The organism is Candidatus Nitrospira nitrosa, from assembly GCF_001458735.1.
In the GTDB taxonomy this organism is placed as follows: Bacteria; Nitrospirota; Nitrospiria; order Nitrospirales; family Nitrospiraceae; genus Nitrospira_D; species Nitrospira_D nitrosa.
In genome coordinates this window covers 152,709-167,917 of sequence record NZ_CZQA01000011.1, presented here as the reverse complement: position 1 = coordinate 167,917, position 15,209 = coordinate 152,709, and the positions used below count along the sequence as shown (strand labels likewise).

At 53.8% G+C, this 15,209-nt stretch carries 17 protein-coding genes; 12 read left to right on the top strand and 5 right to left on the bottom strand.

From position 1 onward, the window contains the following. Window positions 1–69: 69 nt before the first annotated feature. The 3 genes from COMA1_RS17565 to secG are packed head-to-tail and all read left to right on the top strand — an operon-like array spanning window position 70 to window position 2,450. On the top strand, window positions 70–1,263 hold the full coding sequence (locus COMA1_RS17565; protein ID WP_141654406.1) for a phosphoglycerate kinase: 1,194 nt from the start codon (window positions 70–72) through the stop codon (window positions 1,261–1,263). A gap of 38 nt (window positions 1,264–1,301) precedes the next feature. After that, on the top strand, window positions 1,302–2,084 hold the full coding sequence (gene tpiA / locus COMA1_RS17560) for a triose-phosphate isomerase (protein ID WP_090750836.1): 783 nt from the start codon (window positions 1,302–1,304) through the stop codon (window positions 2,082–2,084). A 6-nt stretch (window positions 2,085–2,090) separates the two neighbouring features. Then, window positions 2,091–2,450 (top strand): preprotein translocase subunit SecG, encoded by a 360-nt coding sequence (secG, locus tag COMA1_RS17555; RefSeq protein ID WP_090750835.1) that lies wholly within the window; start codon window positions 2,091–2,093, stop codon window positions 2,448–2,450. 303 nt (window positions 2,451–2,753) lie between these two features. Here the strand turns inward: secG and COMA1_RS17550 are convergent, their stop codons facing one another. Continuing rightward, window positions 2,754–3,668, bottom strand: coding sequence for a branched-chain amino acid transaminase (locus COMA1_RS17550; RefSeq protein WP_090750834.1), 915 nt, complete (start codon window positions 3,666–3,668; stop codon window positions 2,754–2,756). Window positions 3,669–3,871: 203 nt separating this feature from the next. Further along, window positions 3,872–4,216 carry a PilZ domain-containing protein gene (locus COMA1_RS17545; protein ID WP_090750833.1) on the bottom strand — a complete coding sequence of 115 codons (345 nt, stop codon included), beginning with the start codon at window positions 4,214–4,216 and terminating at the stop codon, window positions 3,872–3,874. Window positions 4,217–4,430: 214 nt separating this feature from the next. Here COMA1_RS17545 and rplU point away from each other — a divergent pair, with 214 nt between their 5' ends. The 9 genes from rplU to COMA1_RS21200 all read left to right on the top strand — a co-directional run bounded on the left by rplU (window position 4,431) and on the right by COMA1_RS21200 (window position 11,179). Further along, window positions 4,431–4,745, top strand: a complete 315-nt coding sequence (gene rplU, locus COMA1_RS17540) for a 50S ribosomal protein L21 (protein ID WP_090750832.1) — start codon at window positions 4,431–4,433, stop codon at window positions 4,743–4,745. 22 nt (window positions 4,746–4,767) lie between these two features. After that, window positions 4,768–5,031, top strand: a complete 264-nt coding sequence (gene rpmA, locus COMA1_RS17535) for a 50S ribosomal protein L27 (protein ID WP_090750831.1) — start codon at window positions 4,768–4,770, stop codon at window positions 5,029–5,031. Window positions 5,032–5,151: 120 nt separating this feature from the next. Next, on the top strand, window positions 5,152–6,177 hold the full coding sequence (obgE, locus tag COMA1_RS17530) for a GTPase ObgE (RefSeq protein WP_090750830.1): 1,026 nt from the start codon (window positions 5,152–5,154) through the stop codon (window positions 6,175–6,177). After that, entirely contained in the window at window positions 6,159–7,280 is a 1,122-nt protein-coding gene (proB, locus tag COMA1_RS17525) for a glutamate 5-kinase (RefSeq protein ID WP_090750829.1), read from the top strand. The genes obgE and proB overlap by 19 nt, the downstream gene beginning before the upstream one ends. Window positions 7,281–7,303: 23 nt before the next feature. Next, window positions 7,304–8,044 (top strand): nicotinate-nucleotide adenylyltransferase, encoded by a 741-nt coding sequence (gene nadD, locus COMA1_RS17520; RefSeq protein ID WP_090750828.1) that lies wholly within the window; start codon window positions 7,304–7,306, stop codon window positions 8,042–8,044. Beyond that, window positions 7,992–8,435 carry a ribosome silencing factor gene (rsfS, locus tag COMA1_RS17515; RefSeq protein WP_407921323.1) on the top strand — a complete coding sequence of 148 codons (444 nt, stop codon included), beginning with the start codon at window positions 7,992–7,994 and terminating at the stop codon, window positions 8,433–8,435. The genes nadD and rsfS overlap by 53 nt, the downstream gene beginning before the upstream one ends. A gap of 15 nt (window positions 8,436–8,450) precedes the next feature. After that, window positions 8,451–9,851, top strand: coding sequence for a tetratricopeptide repeat protein (locus COMA1_RS17510; RefSeq protein WP_090750826.1), 1,401 nt, complete (start codon window positions 8,451–8,453; stop codon window positions 9,849–9,851). Window positions 9,852–9,968: 117 nt separating this feature from the next. Beyond that, entirely contained in the window at window positions 9,969–10,961 is a 993-nt protein-coding gene (bioB, locus tag COMA1_RS17505; RefSeq protein WP_090750825.1) for a biotin synthase BioB, read from the top strand. A 53-nt stretch (window positions 10,962–11,014) separates the two neighbouring features. Continuing rightward, complete coding sequence (locus tag COMA1_RS21200) at window positions 11,015–11,179, top strand: hypothetical protein (protein WP_176698150.1); 165 nt, start codon at window positions 11,015–11,017, stop codon at window positions 11,177–11,179. On the opposite strand, the gene COMA1_RS17500 is transcribed toward COMA1_RS21200, so the two are convergent. The 3 genes from COMA1_RS17500 to COMA1_RS17490 form a co-directional block, all read right to left on the bottom strand. Beyond that, entirely contained in the window at window positions 11,176–14,085 is a 2,910-nt protein-coding gene (locus tag COMA1_RS17500) for a hypothetical protein (protein WP_090750824.1), read from the bottom strand. The genes COMA1_RS21200 and COMA1_RS17500 overlap by 4 nt on opposite strands. Further along, window positions 14,078–14,737: a hypothetical protein gene (locus COMA1_RS17495; protein ID WP_090750823.1), complete on the bottom strand. Its 660-nt coding sequence runs from the start codon at window positions 14,735–14,737 to the stop codon at window positions 14,078–14,080. The genes COMA1_RS17500 and COMA1_RS17495 overlap by 8 nt, the downstream gene beginning before the upstream one ends. Before the next feature lie 180 nt (window positions 14,738–14,917). Then, window positions 14,918–15,100, bottom strand: coding sequence for a hypothetical protein (locus COMA1_RS17490; protein WP_090750822.1), 183 nt, complete (start codon window positions 15,098–15,100; stop codon window positions 14,918–14,920). Window positions 15,101–15,209: the final 109 nt, after the last annotated feature.

Below are 15,209 nucleotides of genomic sequence, written 5' to 3'. Positions count from 1 at the left end.
CTCCATCGCTCATCTCATCCCGAAGTGTTGACTGCTGAATGAACCTACACCAAGGAGCTTTCCGTGAACTTGCACAAAAAAACCATCGATGATGTGCAACTTCGTGGCAAACGGGTCATTATTCGAGCGGATTTCAACGTCCCTCTAGACGAGTCGCTACAGATTACCGACGACACCCGCATTCGTTCCACCCTGCCGACGATCAATCGTGTCGTGGATGAGGGCGCGAAAGTCATTCTTTGCTCACACCTCGGCAGACCGAAGGGAACGTTCGAACCAAAATACAGCCTCGCTCCTGTCGCCAAACGGTTGGGGCGACTGCTCGGGAAAGAAGTCCTCTTCGCTCCGGATTGCATGGGACCGGCCGTCGAGAAGCTGGTCGCCAAGATGAAGGACGGGGATGTGCTCTTACTCGAAAACCTCCGGTTTCATGCCGGCGAAGAGAAGAACGACGATGATTTCGCGAAGGCCCTGGCCTCGTTGGGAGACGTGTTTATCAACGACGCCTTTGGAGCCGCGCACCGTGCCCACGCCTCGACGGTCGGTATTACGAAACACATCAAGGATGCTGCAGCAGGAGCGCTGCTTAAGAAAGAGATCGAGTACCTTGAGGGAGCCGTCGCCAATCCCGTGCGCCCATTTGCCGCCATTCTGGGTGGAGCCAAAGTGTCCGGAAAAATCGGAGTCATTGAAAATCTCGGCAAGAAAGTCGACAAGGTCATTATCGGTGGCGGCATGGCGTTCACCTTCTTGAAAGCAAAGGGCATGGAGATCGGCAACTCGCTCTGCGAAATGGACATGCTGGATTTTGCCCGAGGCATTGAGGACCATGCCCTCTCACGAGGGGTCAAGTTTTATCTCCCTGTCGACTGTGTGGTTGCAGCCAGTCGAGAGATCGGCGCAGAAACCAAGATTGTCCCCGTGCAGGAGATTCCGAAAGGGTGGTACGCCCTCGACATTGGTCCGGCCTCCGTCAAGCTCTTCAATGAGGCGGTCCAAAACGCCAAGACCATCCTGTGGAACGGACCAATGGGTGTCTTTGAAATTGATGCCTACGCACGGGGGACCTTGGCTATGGCCCATGCTATCGCCGATGCATACGCCCTCACGATCGTCGGTGGCGGTGAAACTGCCCTCGCCGTTCATCGAGCCGGTGTGTCAGAGAGCATGTCATTCATCTCGACCGGTGGTGGCGCAGCGCTGGAACTGCTTGAAGGCAAAACGTTACCCGGCCTTGCAGCATTGCCTGACCGCCAGAACTGACGACGATTTTTCAGTACAATCTCAGCCCCAGGAACCCTGTGCGTACACGGCTCATTGTCGGCAATTGGAAAATGAACAAGACCGCGTCCGAAGCGGCTAGGTTTATCGGCGAACTGAGCCGGCATCTTTCGAAGACTCCTACGGGCGTGGAACTGGTTGTGGCTCCCCCATTTACGGCATTGGAGTCGGTCGGCAGGGTCTTGGGCCCAGGATCTCCGATCCAGCTCGGGGCGCAAAATCTGTTTTGGGAAACGCAGGGAGCGTACACCGGAGAGATCTCCGCCCCCATGCTGAAGGACCTTGGTTGCCGCTATGTGATTCTTGGCCATTCTGAACGGCGAACGCTCTTTGGTGAACGGGGCGATGAGATTCGTAAGAAACTGCAGGCGGCCTTCGCACATGAACTCCGCCCGATCCTCTGTATCGGTGAATCACTCACTCAGCGAGAAGCCGGCTCAACCGACGATGTGCTTGCTCAACAGATCCACGAGAGCTTGGCCGGCTTTGCCGCCGAGTCCCTGGAAACCCTCACCGTCGCGTATGAGCCGATCTGGGCCATCGGAACCGGCCGATCGGCTACCACCGAGCAAGCCGTTGCCGCCCATCGGACGATTCGAGCTGTTCTTGCCGCCACCGCCTCTCCCCTCGTCGCCGAACGGACGAGGATTCTGTATGGAGGCAGCGTGACGACGCAGAATATCGCCTCCCTCTTATCGTCGGACCAGGTGGACGGTGCACTTATCGGCGGCGCTTGTCTAGAGGTGAACTCCTTTGCTACAATCGCCCAACTTACTTCTACTACACGATCAATCGGAGTCTGAACGTTCATGCTATACACGCTAATCGTGGTCGTCCACGTATTCATCTGTTTTCTGATGATTGGAGCGATTCTCCTTCAGTCTGGCAAAGGGGCAGAGATCGGAGCCGCCTTTGGCGGGTCGAGTCAAACGGTGTTCGGAAGCCGTGGCCCTGCTAACTTTCTCAGTAAGTTGACGGTGTTCGTTGCAGCCATTTTTATGGTGACGTCACTCAGCTTGGCCATCTTGGCAAAACAGCGAAATGTCTCCTCGACGATCATTGACCTCGACCACAAGAGCGAGACGGCACCTGCTCCGGCTGCACCGCCTGCTCAGCCATCTGGAGAGTCCCACTCCTCCTCAGGGGAATCTCCCTCCACTGGCCACTAATCGATCGCAGGAGACGGCCTGACAGGAATGTTAAAAAAGTCTGCCAGCGGCGTTCTCGCATCGCTCTGAGACTCAACGTACCGACGCGCACGCCTCGCCCCTTCGCTCGCTGCTGCCTTACTGGACGGCCTTTTGAGCATCCTGAAGCTCTTGTGGTTTGACTGCCGGACGGAACCTTCTCACTACTGGGCTGGCAATAATCGAGGGGTTCGCAACCTGCTAGCGCTCCACAAACGGACGCCTACTGGGCCGGGAAGATCTTCTCGCTTCTCCCGGCAGCATAGCAATGGCTCGCCGCGATAATTAGATCTTGGTCAACCAGGATTGATGCGCGGTGTCTTCCCCGCGTACGATCGAGAAGAAGGTGTCTTGGAGCGCGCGCGTAATCGGCCCGGGTGTGCCGGTCCCAATACGGCGATTGTCGATCTCTCTGACCGGAGTCAGTTCAGCAGCTGTCCCTGTCACAAATACTTCATCGGCAATGTACATTTCATCACGCGTAAATCGTTCTTCCACGACCCTGATGTTCCGTTCTTGCGCCAACTGAATGACGGAATCTCTCGTAATCCCCTCCAGCACCGATGTCAACGGCGTCGTCTTGAGCACACCGCGGCGGATAATGAACACGTTCTCGCCTGTTCCCTCGGCAACATACCCCTCCGGATCAAGAAGAATCGCTTCGTCATACCCGTCGGCCTTTGCTTGTTGCTTCGCTAGGATAGAGTTCACATAATACCCGGAGATCTTCCCTCTGGTCATGGACACATTGACATGGTGTCGCGTAAAGGAAGACACGCAAGCACGCATCCCATTGGCAAGAGCCTCCTCTCCCAAATAGGCCCCCCACTTCCACGCGGCGATGGCCACCCGAATCGGGTTGTCCCCAGGATGCACCCCCATCGCCCCATACCCGATAAAGACCAAGGGACGGATGTAACAGGCATCCAGTCGATTCACACGAACCGTTTCAACGATGGCCTCGGTCATCTGCTTTTTATCGTACGGGATGACCATCATGCTGATGTGTGCCGAGTCGAATAATCGATCGACATGCTCCTGAAGCCGAAAAATGGCGGATCCTGACTTGCCTTTGTAACAGCGCACACCTTCGAAGGCTGCCAGCCCATAATGCAGTGAATGAGTGAGGACATGAACATTCGCCTCTCCCCATGGCACGAACTTCCCGTCCATCCAAATTTTTTCAACCGGCTCCAACATATGAGTGTGCGCTCCAGCGAGGGATAAAAAGGTACTGCCTTGAGTTGCGTGAGGGACTATAGCGTGCAGCTGACCTCGGGTCAAGCAAACGAACCCTCAGCCTGCGTCAAGACCAACTCGACCGATACGGCCATCACGAAACATGGGAGCGCATTCGTCCTCGGCACACACTGTGGCTTCCGGTATCTTGTTGAATAGGCTATTTAGGAAGAGGCACAATAGGCACGAAGGCGAGCACTCAGAAACGTGGCCACTCGATCTTCTCCGTCCGGACTCATCGTCATGATTCTGGCCCCAAACAGTAGGCCGCGAACCCACCGAACAGCGACGCGTTGGATTTCCACCGGCGCATCCTTATCCGGCAGAGAAAGACGGACAACGAGTTCCATTCCCGGTACGACTTGATGGTCGCCAAGTACACGAAACCCGTTTCGGCAGAGGTTCATGACGGTTCCCTTTCCGAGGAAGTCCCCACCCATGTAATAGGCTTCACATCGAATGGGAATCCGGTGATAGGTTCGAATTACAAACTTGCTGGTATGCGCCATGCGTTCATCACTCTCTTGTCGTGGGATGACGGTCACTACCACAGCGACGACGGGACTGTTTGTGGCGCAAGAATACGTGGGAGCTCTGAGATGATCCTAGCCCACAAAAGAGGGGGAGTGTATGCTCACTGATCAAGTGAAACCACTCCCTATGGCTTGACACTTCTCACACCCACATGTTAAATGAACCGTTCCTCAAGACTGGAGAAGAGATATGTACGCGATTGTAGAAACAGGTGGTAAGCAGTATCGGGTAGAAGCAGGGGCGACGATTCAGGTTGGAAGCCTGCCTGGTGATGTCGGCGCGCAAGTGGAACTCGACCAGGTTCGTCTCGTGCATGGTGACGCTGCGGTCCTCATCGGGCAACCACTCGTTGCCGGAGCCAAGGTCACGGCGGAAATTGTGCGTCATGGACGGACTCGATCGATTACCGTTTTCAAGAAGAAACGCCGCAAGAACTACCGACGTACTCGCGGGCACCGGCAGGGGTTCACCAAGCTCCTGATTACCGGTATTGCAACGGCATAAATTCGAGTAGGAAGGATAGACCATGGCAACAAACAAAGGTGGCGGATCCTCACGTAACGGTCGTGACAGTAACCCCCAATACTTGGGAGTGAAGGCCTATGGCGGTCAGACGGTCACGGCCGGCAGTATCATCGTCCGCCAGCGCGGGACCAAGTTCTTTCCGGGCTTCAATGTGGATCTGGGAAGGGACCATACGCTGTTCGCCAAAACAACTGGTGTGGTTAAGTTTGAAGGTGGGCGCGGCAGACGAAAAGTCAGTGTATATCCGAGCTCCGCTAAGTCTTAGCCTTCCCTTTCTACTCCCTCTCGCACAAGCAGGGCAGACATAGGGTCTCCCTGCTTCTTCGCCTCAAAGTCAGGTATACTTTTCTCTCTCCTTACTTTCGGCTGTAGGAAACTGGTACCCATGTTTGTCGACGAAGTACGCGTGACGGTACGGGCTGGTCGAGGCGGGAACGGCATCTGTAGCTTTCGGAGAGAGATGTTTGTCCCTCGCGGCGGACCGGATGGTGGTGACGGCGGTCGTGGGGGCGACGTCATCATGACTGCCTCACATCGGCTGACGACCCTGCTCGACCTCCGATATCAAAATCACTACGAGGCACAAGACGGAAAACACGGTGGTGGCTCCAACTGTACCGGACGCTCAGGGGATGACGTCACGATCGGAGTGCCAGTCGGAACCATCGTCTACGATGACCAGTCAAAGGAGATCCTCGCGGATTTCACCGAAGACGGCCAAACAGCCGTGATCGCCCAAGGTGGGCGTGGCGGAAAGGGCAATAGCAACTTCGCCACATCCGTCAATCGCGTACCAACCAAGTGCACGCCGGGGAGTTCCGGAGAAGAGCGTACCCTACGGCTCGAACTCAAGTTACTGGCTGATGTTGGTCTTGTGGGATTTCCCAATGCGGGAAAGTCGACCCTGATCTCTGCCATTTCTGCGGCTCGTCCAAAAATCGCCGATTATCCCTTTACCACATTGATTCCTAACCTTGGTGTCGTCAGATGGGGATCCGACCGCAGTTTTGTGGTCGCCGATATCCCGGGTTTGATCGAAGGAGCACACGAAGGAAAAGGCCTGGGAGTGCAGTTTCTCCGCCATATTGAGCGAACCGCATTTTTGCTCCACTTGATCGACGTCTCGGAATGGGCGACCGACGACCCCCAAAACAGCTTCGAGACCCTCCGGCAAGAACTGGCCGCCTATGACCAGGGGCTGACCACCCGCCCCTTTGCCGTCGTTCCAACTAAGATTGATGTCACTGGGGCAGGTGAACGGCTGGAACAAATTCAAGCCTATTGCCGAGACCGAGGATATCCCTGCTTCCCGATCTCAGCCGCCACAAATACAGGGCTGGATCAGTTGATCCTCTATGTCGGGAAACAGGTTGATATGTTACGGATGCTGCCATGCGAGACACAGTCCTAACGCAGGCCACGCGGATCGTCATCAAAATCGGCAGTAGCCTGATCGCTTCGCGTGCTGAAGGGCTACGCCCCGACAGAATTGAGCAGTTGGCCGACGAAATCGCCACCCTGAAGAAACAGGGACGAGAGATCCTGATCGTCTCCTCCGGCGCCATTGTCTCCGGCATCAAAAAACTGCAACTCAAAGAATACCCAAAAAACCTTCCGGTCAAGCAGGCTGCGGCAGCCGTAGGACAAAGTCGCCTGATGTGGGCCTATGAAAAGGCTTTCGAACGTCTTTCGACTCAGGTAGCACAGATTCTCCTCACCCACCAGGACCTTGAAGACCGCCGCCGTTTCCTCAACGCCCGCCATACCCTTTCGGCACTGATTGATTTCGGCATCGTTCCGATCATCAATGAAAACGATACCGTCGCAGTCGATGAGATCAGAGTGGGTGACAACGATACCCTGGCCAGTGAAGTAGCTCACCTGGCCGATGCCGACCTCCTGGTGATTTTATCGGACGTCGATGGACTGTACACAGAAGATCCTCGCAAGAACCCTTCTGCGACCCTGATCCCGTTCATCCCGGCTATCACTGATGACATTGAGCAATTAGCCGGCGTGTCCAGCACCTTCGAGGGCACAGGCGGCATGGCCACCAAACTCCGGGCGGCTAAGAAGGTCGGGCAATACGGAATCTCTACCTTGATTCTCAATGGAGAGCGAGCAGGGCTCCTCGCCACAGCGTTGACGACAGGAACCGGCGGAAGTCTGTTTCTGGCAAAGGAACGCCGCCTGAACAGCCGAAAACATTGGATCGCGTTCACGCTTCGCCCGCGTGGCCAGCTGCATCTCGACCAGGGGGCCGTCGATGCCCTTGCGCAACGAGGGAAAAGCCTGCTCGCATCCGGTATTTGCAAGGTGAACGGGCCATTCGAAGCCGGCGATCCGGTGAGTTGCTTCGATCCAAACGGAAAGGAATTTGCCAAAGGCCTGGTGAACGTGTCGTCGGAACTCTTAGACCGGATGAAAGGCCTCAAGACGAGCGTCATTCAGGAACAGTTCGGCTCCCAAGAGTATGAGGAAGTGATTCACCGCGACAATCTCGTGATTCTTTAGTGCTGAGGCCGCGGTCCCGAGTTATGAATGTTTCAAATCCTCAGCACTCCTCCCTCGAGACTCAATCCTCCCGTCCGCAACGCCTCGGCCTTCTCGGTGGCAGCTTTAACCCTATTCACAACGGCCACCTTACTATCGCCCATCAGGTATTTGAACGCTTGCAACTCACTCGAGTTCTCTTTATTCCAACCGGTGACCCGCCCCACAAGCAGAGCGGATCACTAGCCCCCGCAGGGACTCGCCTCAAAATGGTCGAACTTGCCATCGCTGAAACCCCATTTTTCGAGGTATCGGCAATCGAGATCAATCGGGTTGGGAAGTCGTACTCGATCGATACCATCCGTGAAGTCCAATCCCAGTATGGTCCATCATGGAACCTGTTCTTTATCATTGGCTTAGATGCCTTTCTCGAATTCTCCACCTGGAGAGCCCCTGAACAACTTCTGCGGCTCTGCCATTTTGTGGTCGTCACCCGCCCAGGACAGTCATTCCAATCCCTCAGCAAGATGCCCCTACTGTCCAACCTGGATGCACAAGCCCTTCGGCAACTGGATCTCGGTACCTTGGACCAGGTGGAGATCGCCGTCCCTGAGTCATCCGGTCTCACCTGTGTACCTCTTTCCCCCTGTCTCATCTCGGCGTCGGAGATCAGGAGAAGGGTACAATGCGGCCTCCCGCTGGCAAATATGTTGCCCCCCCCGGTGGAATCTTATATACTTCAGCATAGCCTTTATCAGGAGGACCGTAATCGCACGCACATCTAAGGCCACAGCCCTCGCCGTCGCCAACGCGATGCTCGACAAGAAGGCCCTTGATGTTCAAGTCCTCCATGTCGCCCCGCTGACTTCAATCGCTGACTATCTGGTCCTGGGTTCTGCCGAATCCGATCGGCAGACGTGCGCAGTGGCTGATTCGATCGTCGACGCGCTGTCTCGTCTGAACCAACGGCCACTGAGTCTTGAAGGGACAACTTCAGGGCAGTGGGTTCTTATCGATTTTGGCGATGTCGTAGCCCATGTGTTTCGACAGGACGCCCGCTCGCATTACGCGCTTGAGCGTCTGTGGAGTGACGCACGGCACATTCCTATTTCAGACAAGGCCTCGGCACCGACTCCAGAGACAAAGGAGCGGCTGACCCGGAAGGCACGTTCGTAGAAGATGGTTTAAGCGATGTTCAAACTGCTGATCACCATTTTTCTCATCAGTGCCGGCGTGTTTGTGTATAGCTACTTCCGCGAGCTCAATCCAGGGACGGTCATCATCCATACCAGTCCCGGAGTGGCCTTCGATCTCAGCCCCGTCACATTGATACTCATCTCGATGGCCGGCGGAGCCGTCCTCGCAACATTCGTCGTCGGTTTGCAACAGACCGCCCACCTCATCCTCAATTGGCGCAGTCAACGTCTCGTACGCCGCAAAGAAAAGGTCGATACGCTTCACCGAGACGGCACCCATGCGTTTATGTCGAAACGTACCTCGGAAGCCATTACCCTGTTGGAAAAAGCTCTTGCAATTGATCCGACCAGAGTCGATTCACTGCTCTGGCTGGGAAACATCTATCGCTCGGAACAGAACTTTTCCGAGGCCATCCGACTCCACCAACATGCGCAGCGGGTGGACGATCGGAACATCGAAGTATTACTGGAGTTGGGGAAGGATCTTGAAGGAGCCAAGCGGTATGAAGAAGCCCTGCAGGCCCTGCAGCAAATCCTCAAGATCGAACCTGATAACCTCACGGCCTTGATCAGAAAACGAGACCTCAACATCCGCCTGGAGCGATGGAATGAGGCGCTGGAAATCCAGCACCGTCTGCTCAAAGCCAACCTCCCCGCCCCGGAAAAACAGACTGAGGCCGCACTGCTCCTGGGGTGCATGTATGAGGTGGGACGCCAGCTGCTCGAACGCGGCCATCCCGACAAGGCCCGACGATACTTCCGCGGCGCCATTAAGAAAGACCGTGCCTTCCTCCCTGCCTATATCGGCATCGGGGAAATTCTGATTCATGAGGGAAAAACAAAAGACGCCGTCGAGATTCTGAAAAAGGTCTACACACGTACCAGGAGCGTCATCATTCTCCATCGGCTGGAGGAGCTGTTCCTGGATCAAGGCGAACCCAGCGAAATCATCAGGATCTATCAGGACGCGCTGCAGCAAGACCCGCAGAATCCCGTGCTCCAGTTCTACCTGGGTAAACTCTATTACCGACTCGAAATGGTGGATGAAGCGTTTGACCTCCTTTCAACGATTGAAGGTCCGCAAGATCATCTGTTGGACTACCACAAGATCATGGCCAATCTGTACCTCCGAAAACAACAGTTCGAAGAGGCGATTACCTCGCTCAAGAAAGCGCTGAGTTTCAAGAAACGTGTGGTGGTACCGTATATCTGTACCCAATGCCAACAAGAATCCGTCGACTGGACAGGCCGGTGCCGCCGCTGTGCCAGGTGGAATACGCTCACGGCCCTCCCCTGGATCGAAACCAGTCAGGTCTCCACCAACCCAGAGAAGGACCCGTCCCCAAGCCCGTCTGTGCCCTACCAAGGCATTGCTTCTCCATTTGAAACCGTGTAGCTTTCCCGCCGGCACCTGCTGCATACTTGAACGGACAAGGCTGTAATTCCTTGCCCCTGTCAGTGAACAGACTGTAATCTCAACAGATCATCTGTCGTATCATTTATTGAGGAACCTATGACCTACATGACGTTGGCGGACAAAGCGCTCCATGACGAATCTCTGACCAAAGAAGAATGTCACTCCGTGTTGAATACCACAAACGACGACCTGCTTGCCTTGCTGCATGCAGCCTTTCAGGTGCGATCCAAGTACTTCGGCCGAACGGTTCGCCTCCAGATGCTGCAGAACGCCAAGAGTGGAGCCTGCCAGGAAGATTGCCACTACTGTTCACAGTCGTCCATTTCGACGGCGCCGATCGAACGGTATAACCTGCTTCCGCAGAAACAGATGATGGAAGGTGCGCGACAAGCCGCCGCCTCCAAGGCTCAGCGCTACTGCATCGTCATCAGCGGACGGAGCCCATTGGATCGAGAGATCGACGAAATCGCCGGAGCGGTCCGTTCCATCAAGCAGGAGGTTCCGATTCAAATCTGCTGTTCACTCGGCTTGATGAGCGAATCCCAGGCCAAGCGCCTCAAAGCCGCCGGTGTCGACCGGGTGAATCACAACCTGAACACCAGCGAAGCCTTTCACGCATCGATCTGCACCACGCACACCTTTCAAGACCGGATGGCAACGATCAAGAACGCACGCGCAGCGGGATTAGAAATTTGCTCCGGGGGCATCGTTGGTATGGGTGAGTCAGACGAGGATCTGATTGAGCTGGCCACGGCCCTGCAAGATGTCAAGCCGGACTCCATTCCCTTGAACATGCTCACCCCAGTCTCCGGTACCCCATTCGAACAGGCCGAGAACCTCACGCCTCAACGCTGTTTGAAAGTGCTCTGTCTGTTCCGATTCTTGCATCCTCGGACTGAAATCCGCATCGCTGGGGGTCGCGAACATAATCTTCGATCTCTCCAACCATTGGCCCTCTATCCGGCCGACTCCGTCTTCGTAAACGGTTATTTGACGACGCCTGGTGCGCCGGCTCCCGAAGTCTGGGGCATGATCGAAGATCTGGGCTTCACCATTGAAGTGGATTATCAGCAGCCCGTCGCCAGCTGATTGGGACAGTGGGCGGTTGACTAGACTTGCCCACAGCTGATGAGGTGAGCCACATGAAGACCAAGCAACAGACGGAAAATACGCGATTCGTTCAGAACGTCGGACGTGCACTCCGCCGAGCGGCCAAAGCGGCTCGAAAAACCGCCAAGATGTATGGCACGCCGATATATCTGTGGGAAAATCAACTATACAGGAGGCACCAATTTAAGCCGCATTAGGTAGCGGCCTGATATGCATCATCAAGCAGGTCGTCAAAGTATCGAAATCCCTTCGCTGTAAGAAATTCAGCGAGATCAATGGCCTCTTCCTTCACTGCACTTCTCTTACCTTTCAACATGGGGGAAAGAATCTTCTTGATTGCATCAAGCCGACTTGAGATCTCCCACTGTTGCTCTGAAGCCTCGCAGAACAAACGAAGACAGCGTATGACCTCCAGAGGCATAATACGACTAACAACGAGGAGACGCTCGAGGACCAAATAGTCCACATCTATCGTCTTAGCCAGTCGAAGAACTATCGTCAGCTGGGCCATTGACCATTTCTGTGGGAATTTACCCGATGCAAACCACCATCCATATGCTGTCAAGGTTCTTATGTTCTGAGCCGGATCGTCCTTAGCCTTTGCAACCTGCCCTTCCCAAAGCTTACGGAGTCGTTCAATAACCGCAGGAGATACTTTTCCTGAGGAATGAATCCATCGCCCCAGGACCTCAAGCGCGTGCCCGCGGAGCTTATCGGTAGCGATTGAGAAGAATTTTCCTAGAATCCCCGATGTCCCTCGGTAAGGCAGTTTGCCGTGCCAATGGAAGGTCATCAAATGCTCGGCCAATTTCTCTTTGGGATCTCCTACCCCATGCTCAATGGTTAATGAACTGTTAAGTTCTGCGACAGCTCTTGAGTATTGTGCACGCAGGACATCCAACATGTTTAGGTATGGCGTTGAGAAAATGATGTAGGCGTCCCATGCAGCGTCTTTGTACTTGCGCAACCCGGTCGTCTCGGGAAAGATCTTCCTAACATTTTGAATTGCCCACTTGTCATCTAACCAATGAAGTGTGGGGAACCAAAGACCATATACAGATCGAATCGCCAGTGAGGGATCTCTTGTTGGTTCTAAATGTGCATCCAGCACATCGCGAACTTCTGGCATCGACTTTAGCCCCTGCCCAGCTAATCTCTTCTTGCCTTCGTTAGATAGATTTCGCTTGACCCAGCAGGCATAGCGAACTACGGCCTCGATAGCTTCCCCTCGAACGCTGTTGATCGCAACATGTGACGGGTCGGCGCTGAGCCCTATTCTTTCGACTTCGTCCTCAGGTTCAGGGTGTGGATCATTGGTAACGGGGATGAGAGCTGCCCACGCCCGTTCTCGCAAATGCCATGGGATAGAACCACCACCTTCCAAAAAGCCTGACGAGAGCAAACCTGCCACAGTCTTACGTGCCCAACTCCAATCCGGATCCGTCCCCCACTTGTCAACTTTGCGACCAGCAATTTCTCTTGCCTGAGTTACTACCCAATATGACAAGTCGATTACCGGGGCCCATGCAAACGGCTTCTTTTGCCCAATCGCATCTCGAAACCCTTGCAGGAATGACCGGACGTAGGTGGGGTCAAGTCCTTCGAACGACGGTGCAAGCGGAGCATACTTTGCAGGATCGTTCGCCACCATTTGACTGATCTCTCGCCCCAATCCTTCTCGGGACGGCACAATGCCGAGCACTTCTTCTCCTGGCTTCCAATCCGTTAAGAATCGGCAAAGTTCATCTTCTTGCATCTGCGACAGGTCAGTTGCCCTCTTGGGACTCATGGGTCCTCTCGTAACGCCGATCGAATAGAAAGAGAATTCTGGATATTCGGGTGGACCAAATTCCTCCACTAGAGCGCGGTATCGACCTACCCACGGCTCAGAAAGCGACTCACTAAAGACGGCCAACCTCTTAAGTTGCCAGGCCCTCTTATACTTTTCCGTGTCTTCTACGCTCGGGGCCTCGCCAGTTGCTTCCGTGACACGCTGTACCCATCCATCCACGTCAGGAGGCCCAGCCTCAATCCAACCTAGAATGATCTGCTGATCTGACAAGTCCAGTACTCCAAACATTTTTTTTAAAAGGAGGCGATACTCATGCGAGATACCTGTATCGTCAAAATTTGTAGGCTTCAACAGTTCTCCCCGAATAAGGTCGCTTACCGCGTCCGGACGTTCCCTTATGATGTGGAGCGCGATCCTGTCGAACACTTTCCATTTGCGAGGGGTCGCATTATGCGAGTTGTAACGCACACAGCGGACAACCTCTCGGACGAGCATTGGGTTAGCAGCGGTGATTGCTTCGCTTGCATCGCGTACAGCCGACACCAGACTTCCTCTTAAATCCCGCCCTTCGTTCTGGCTGTGACTTTCGATTGCAGTTCTCCAAATATATGAATAGTCTTCTGACTCTGTGTCTGCGTCCCCACCCGAGAAAACAATGGCCTGCTCAAGCAGATCACAAAGTAAATCGAGCGCCTTCAATCCCTCTGCTGAAACCAGATCGGGGATATGCTCCTTTAAAATACGCTCATAGTTCCAATCAGAAAGAACTGATTTTGGTTCGGGTGGATATGAGAGCTTTTCACCTTCAAAGCCTTCTATCGGCTCTTTCTGCTCTTTGTGCAGCTCTAACAATGCCGTCGCTAGGTCTAACGCCTTCTCAATTTGTCCCCCATGAGCGAGATGACTGATCAATTTTCCGAGCCTGTCTGCGAGTCGAAGCTGATACTTGGACTTAGCCCACCCTATCGCCTTGGGAACTATTCTTTGAGCAATATCTGGGGGCATCGCAAGGGAAGCATCAGTAAGGTCTTCGTGGATTCTGACATTAGCAGTTTCTGGGATTCGTAGTGCAAGTTGTGCAACAAGATCCGGCGCTTTCTCAGCCATCCGTACCAGATACCTTGAGGGGGGCCACATGGGAAAACTGATCCATTCTTTCTCCTCAACTGGAGGATACGGCTTGTCAAACACGCCCTCTGCGGCGAGAGGTTCCAGCCAATCTGGCGACTTCAATTCACTAAAGAAGAATTCAAAGTCTACTGGCCGCTCTATAGCCTGAAGCGCCTTCTTGACGAGTTCACGGCTAGACATTTCCTTCGCCTTCTTTAATTATCGCAAGTAATGTCCTCTTTGAACGACTAGTCTTGGGGATTAAACGGGCCAATAGGAATTCTTCAAAGCTTCTTACATATCTTGCGAACTCATCTTCACTAGCTAGAGATCCGTGATGGGCAATTCTCTGGAAGTATTCATCATAGGCTCTCCACTCTTGAATACGGATCCGCTCAATCTGTTCCGGAAGAGGGTACCATTGAAAATCTGTGTACTTCAGCAAATTCTCTCCCTGATGAGCTTTGGGGGGCTTAAAAGTGTTTGCGGCATTAAAAAAATGCTCTAAGGATCCAAGAAACTTTGCGATGTGGGGATCAATTACTCCCTCCCATTTCCCACCATTTAGATTCTTGGTGTTCCTCTTTGCTTTCCCCCATGCTTTACCTATGTCCTTAACCATTGCGTTCAACGTGGGTGGGCTTCCTTTTGAACTCGGCACTTGAGCTGAAGGAACACTACGTGCCAACTTCTCCATTAATTCTCGGAAACCATGAGCGGCATGAGCGAAACGATCCACATTCACCAAGTCTCCCATAACATAGATGGAGCCTTGATAAATTCGAGAAAGCCCGTAAGCCTCTTGCCCTTGCTCAATTCTATTTCCATCAATATCAGAAAGCTTCTTGTCCAAGGCTCGTTGAGATCTTGACAGCCTAGCCCCACCGCTTGATGTAGGTACCGGAGGATTAGAAACCCGCTTCTTCCCCATGGCATACTCACAACAACAAAATGCGTCGACGTTGACGCTCAAGAATACTCCAGTCCGGTCAGTTAATGGAAATTGATAGGGAAATAGATGCAGCTACGCTGGTCAGTAGTTTCTTTGCTGCATCCGTTTGATCGAGCAGTAGAGCGCATAGCCTTGGGCCACCATCCCAGTCACGAGTAACCCCAATGCAGTCTGTAACCAATGTGAGTCAGGATGATCAAGACCGTACATGCCGATGACGAAGCCGAGGGCAATGGCAATGATTCCCACCCATCGCGCAATCATGCCACTCAGCTGCCAATTTCTTGTTGGAGGGGATTTGGTAGGAGTCACGCCCTCAGTCTACCTCTGAGTAGGAAAAGAGATCAATTGGGGTTACTGTTCTTGGGACATT